This window comes from Acinetobacter sp. GN11 (assembly GCF_054823985.1).
Window position 1 is genome coordinate 1 of the sequence record NZ_JRVL01000292.1, and the last position, 3,728, is coordinate 3,728.

At 36.1% G+C, this 3,728-nt stretch carries 3 protein-coding genes; 1 reads left to right on the plus strand and 2 read right to left on the minus strand.

Going from position 1 to position 3,728, the window contains the following annotated elements; all coding sequences use genetic code 11:
- Window positions 1-248: 248 nt before the first annotated feature.
- Complete coding sequence (locus tag NL42_RS18420) at window positions 249-872, plus strand: LysE family translocator (RefSeq protein WP_191000952.1); 624 nt, start codon at window positions 249-251, stop codon at window positions 870-872.
- On the opposite strand, the gene murI is transcribed toward NL42_RS18420, so the two are convergent.
- On the minus strand, window positions 859-1,659 hold the full coding sequence (gene murI / locus NL42_RS18425; protein ID WP_461313852.1) for a glutamate racemase: 801 nt from the start codon (window positions 1,657-1,659) through the stop codon (window positions 859-861). The two genes, NL42_RS18420 and murI, sit on opposite strands and share 14 nt — an antisense overlap.
- 116 nt (window positions 1,660-1,775) lie before the next feature.
- Complete coding sequence (locus NL42_RS18430) at window positions 1,776-3,602, minus strand: DUF885 domain-containing protein (protein ID WP_461313853.1); 1,827 nt, start codon at window positions 3,600-3,602, stop codon at window positions 1,776-1,778.
- Window positions 3,603-3,728 lie beyond the last annotated feature (126 nt).

The following is a 3,728-nucleotide window of genomic DNA, read 5'->3' on the forward strand; positions in this document are numbered from 1 at the left end:
AATTTAACAGTTTATATAAATACGTCTAAGATGAGAAAAGTTAAGTATAAAAAATATCTTAATCTAGGTGCTCTGAGCTTAGAGTTTTGTGATTGAAATTTTTTGACAGTGACTCTAAAAGTTAGATCAAGTTATTTTGAGTTTTTATAGCCATAAATCTGATTATAAAATTGAAATACTTATAAATTTCATATACTTTGAATTGTTTAAAATTCACTCAAAAATAGTAACAATAAGATAGGTAAAACATGATTTCTTTAGAGCTTTTCATTACATTTTTAATTACTACAATTATTTTTGCTTATATTCCGGGTCCGGCAATGCTTTATACGGCTGCACAGACGCTTTCTCGCGGCAGAAAATCTGGTTTGATGGCAGCATTTGGAATTTTCTTAGGAGGTTGTTTTCATATCATTGCAGCCTCTTTAGGCTTAACGACCATCTTTCAAATTATTCCAAAACTCTATGATATTATTAAGATTTTAGGTGCTTTATATTTAGTTTGGTTAGGCATTAAATTAATTAGATCTACCTCGTCCCCGACTGTTCAGCAAAATGTTGAAAATGGTCAATTGTCTTTAAAGCAGAGCATTCTGGTCGAAGTTTTAAACCCTAAAACCGCTATTTTTTATATCGCCTTTTTACCTCAATTTATTAATACCTCATTAGATTTTCCAGTTTGGTCTCAATTCATCATTCTGGGGCTGATTGTGAATCTAATCTTTGTTTCTGCTGATGTTGTTTGTGTGTTTTTAGCCAATTACATCAGTCAAAAATTAACTAAATCAAAGAAGCCCCAAAAATCTATGTCAGTGATGGGTGGACTCATTTTTATGGGACTAGGCGTTTTTCTTGGCTTTAAAAACCAGTAGTTTCTACGGGTAAATGTTTACCTAACAATGAAAAAGTAACGTCCGCAACTTCCAACGGGTCTGAACTGGTCCAAATAATATGATTCCCCTCATTTGGACTTTCAGAACTTAACTTATATTGATTGAGCTGCCGAATTAATTGCGCTGTTACAGCTTCGGAAGGCTCAATAATTTGGATATCACGACCTACAATTTCCTGAATCGTATCCGAGACAAACGGATAGTGTGTGCATCCTAAAATAATTGTATCCACTTTTTGTTCGACCAGCGGCGCCAAAATATTTTTTAAATAATCTTTAACTTCCGCGGTATGCGCTTTGCCCGTTTCAATTTTTTCAGCTAAACCAATACATGGCACTAAAGACACTTTAATATCTTGCGCATACGTTTCAATTAAACTTTTTAAGTTTTTGCCTTTAACCGTAGTTGCAGTTGCCAAGACAGCAATATGCTTACTTTGTGTGATTGCTACAGCAGGTTTTACCGCTGGTTCTATAGCAATCAGTGGCACATTAATTTGCGCTCTGATTGTTTCAATCGCTACTGCAGTCATGGTGTTACAAGCAACAACGATTGCTTTGCACTTCCCGTCATTTATAAGATTTGAGATTAAGTGAGTGGTTCTTGAAACAATCCAGTCGCTATCTCTGTCTCCATAAGGGACATATTTCGAGTCTGCAAAGTAAATAATATCTTCATTCGGAAGAGCCTGCCGAATGTGCTTAAAGAGAGACAGCCCGCCTAAACCAGAATCAATCATTCCAATCGGGTTATTCTTCTGGTTCATTATTTTTTCCAATTTAAAATTCTAAAAGAAACTATATTTTTCATTATTATATTCTGTTTTCTATCAGTTTTTAAATCAGGCCCAACGAGGACCTGACCTAAATTTCGAATTTTGTTTTAAGCTGCCGCTTTTTGTTCCTTAATCCAATTTTTAATACGTGCATCCAGTATATTTAAAGGCAATGTTCCTGCATTTAAGATCATGTCATGGAACGCTTTTATATCAAAACGATCTCCAAGCTCCTGTTTCGCGAGCTCCCGTAGCTCTAAGATTTTTAGTTGTCCCATTTTATATGCCAATGCTTGTGCAGGAATAGCAATATATCGGTCTGTCTCTGCCTGAATATCAGGTTCATCTAAAGCTGAGTGTTCTCGCATGAAATCAATCATTTGCTGACGGGTCCATTTTTTATAATGTACTCCAGTGTCAACCACTAGACGACAAGCACGGAACAACTCACTCGATAGTCTTCCATAGTCTGAAAGCGGGTCTTTATAGAAACCAACATCTTTACCCAATTGCTCTGCGTAAAGTGCCCATCCTTCAATGTAGGCGGTGTGATTCGGCTGCTTTCGGAACATCGGTAAATTTGGCAGGTTTTGGGCAATATCAATCTGCATATGGTGGCCGGGAATTGCCTCATGGTAAGCAGTCGCTTCCATTGATATTTTTGAACGTTCAGAGAAGTCGCCAGTATTTACATAAACCTGTCCGGGGCGTGAACCATCAGGCGTGCCTTGGTGATACTCCGCACCTGCCGCTTCTTTTTCTCGATATTGCTCTACAGGTAAAACTTCGACTTTATTTTTTGGCAATAAACCAAATAGCTTCGGCAACTCTGGTTGCATTTGGGCAATATATCCGCGATAAATCTCTAAAATTTCTTCACGAGATTTTGGAAAAACGGCTGGATTTGTTTTTAAGGATTGTTGGAAACTTTTTAAGTCATTAAAACCTTGTGCTTTGGCAATTTCAAGCATTTCCGCTTCAATACGAGTCACTTCTTTTAATCCGAGCTGATGAATATTTTCAGGGCTTTCCAAGGTTGTCGTATTATTTTCTACATAATAGCGATAAAGCTCATCACCGTTTGGCAAGCTCCATATACCTTCGTGTTGTCGTCCATAGGGTAAGTAATCTTTCTGAATAAACGTGCCGAGTTTTTGATAGGCAGGCCGAACATTCTGATCTATGGCCTGTATGATTTCACGGCTTAAACGCTCTTGTTCTGCTTTCGAAATGTTTTTTGGAAATTGCTTTAATGGTGAAGCAAACACACTGTCTTTTCCTGCTGGAGTTGCAATGCTATCAATCTGCTTTGCCACCTTTTCAATTAAATACTTGGGTGGCATCAAGCCATCTTTTTGTCCTTGTTTCGCTAATTGAGTACCTTGATCAAGAATAAGAGGAATTTGTTTTAAACGAGCAATATAATCTTGATATTGCTTCGTATTATTAAATGGAATCGAACTAATAAATCCCGGAAATTGTAAATGTAGCCCCCACATTTGATTGAAAGGCATTTCATATAGTTTCAAATCATAACTTTTAAGAGTCTCTTTCAACTGATAAATCATTAGATCTTTATTTAATTGATCAGTTGCTGAAAACCCTGTGCTATCAATCGCTTCAAAACGTTTTAAAAAATTTTGAGTAGTTTTTTTATCTTTCTCGATCTGAGTTTTTGAAACCTCGGTCCATCGATTGTTGTAGCGTAAATCTCCTAAAGTCGTTGCAGTTTCAGGGTTATTTCGCAAAGTATATTCCCACTGTTCTTGTAAAAGCTGGTTTAAAGCTTTCACCCGAACAGAGACATTACTATTTGTTTTAGATTGTGATTTTTCGATGGTATTCGTATTAATTTCGGGGGTTGCAGCATCAGAAGAATGAGACATCCAAAATAAAACACTGATACAAGCCAAATGTAAGGTTCTGTTTTTCATTTAATTATCCAGAAATATTTAACGAAGTTTAAAATAAAGACAAAACAAATTACGTGCCAAGCAGCATATAAAATGGTGTAAAAATCGAGTATTTTTTAACTCAATGATTTTATAAATTAATTTTCT

What these genes read in the sequence shown, in the direction of transcription:
- NL42_RS18430 (WP_461313853.1), bottom strand. Translation starts at nt 3,602, where the DNA reads ATGAAAAACAGAACCTTACATTTGGCTTGTATCAGTGTTTTATTTTGG.
- murI (WP_461313852.1), bottom strand. Translation starts at nt 1,659, where the DNA reads ATGAACCAGAAGAATAACCCGATTGGAATGATTGATTCTGGTTTAGGC.
- NL42_RS18420 (WP_191000952.1), top strand. Translation starts at nt 249, where the DNA reads ATGATTTCTTTAGAGCTTTTCATTACATTTTTAATTACTACAATTATT.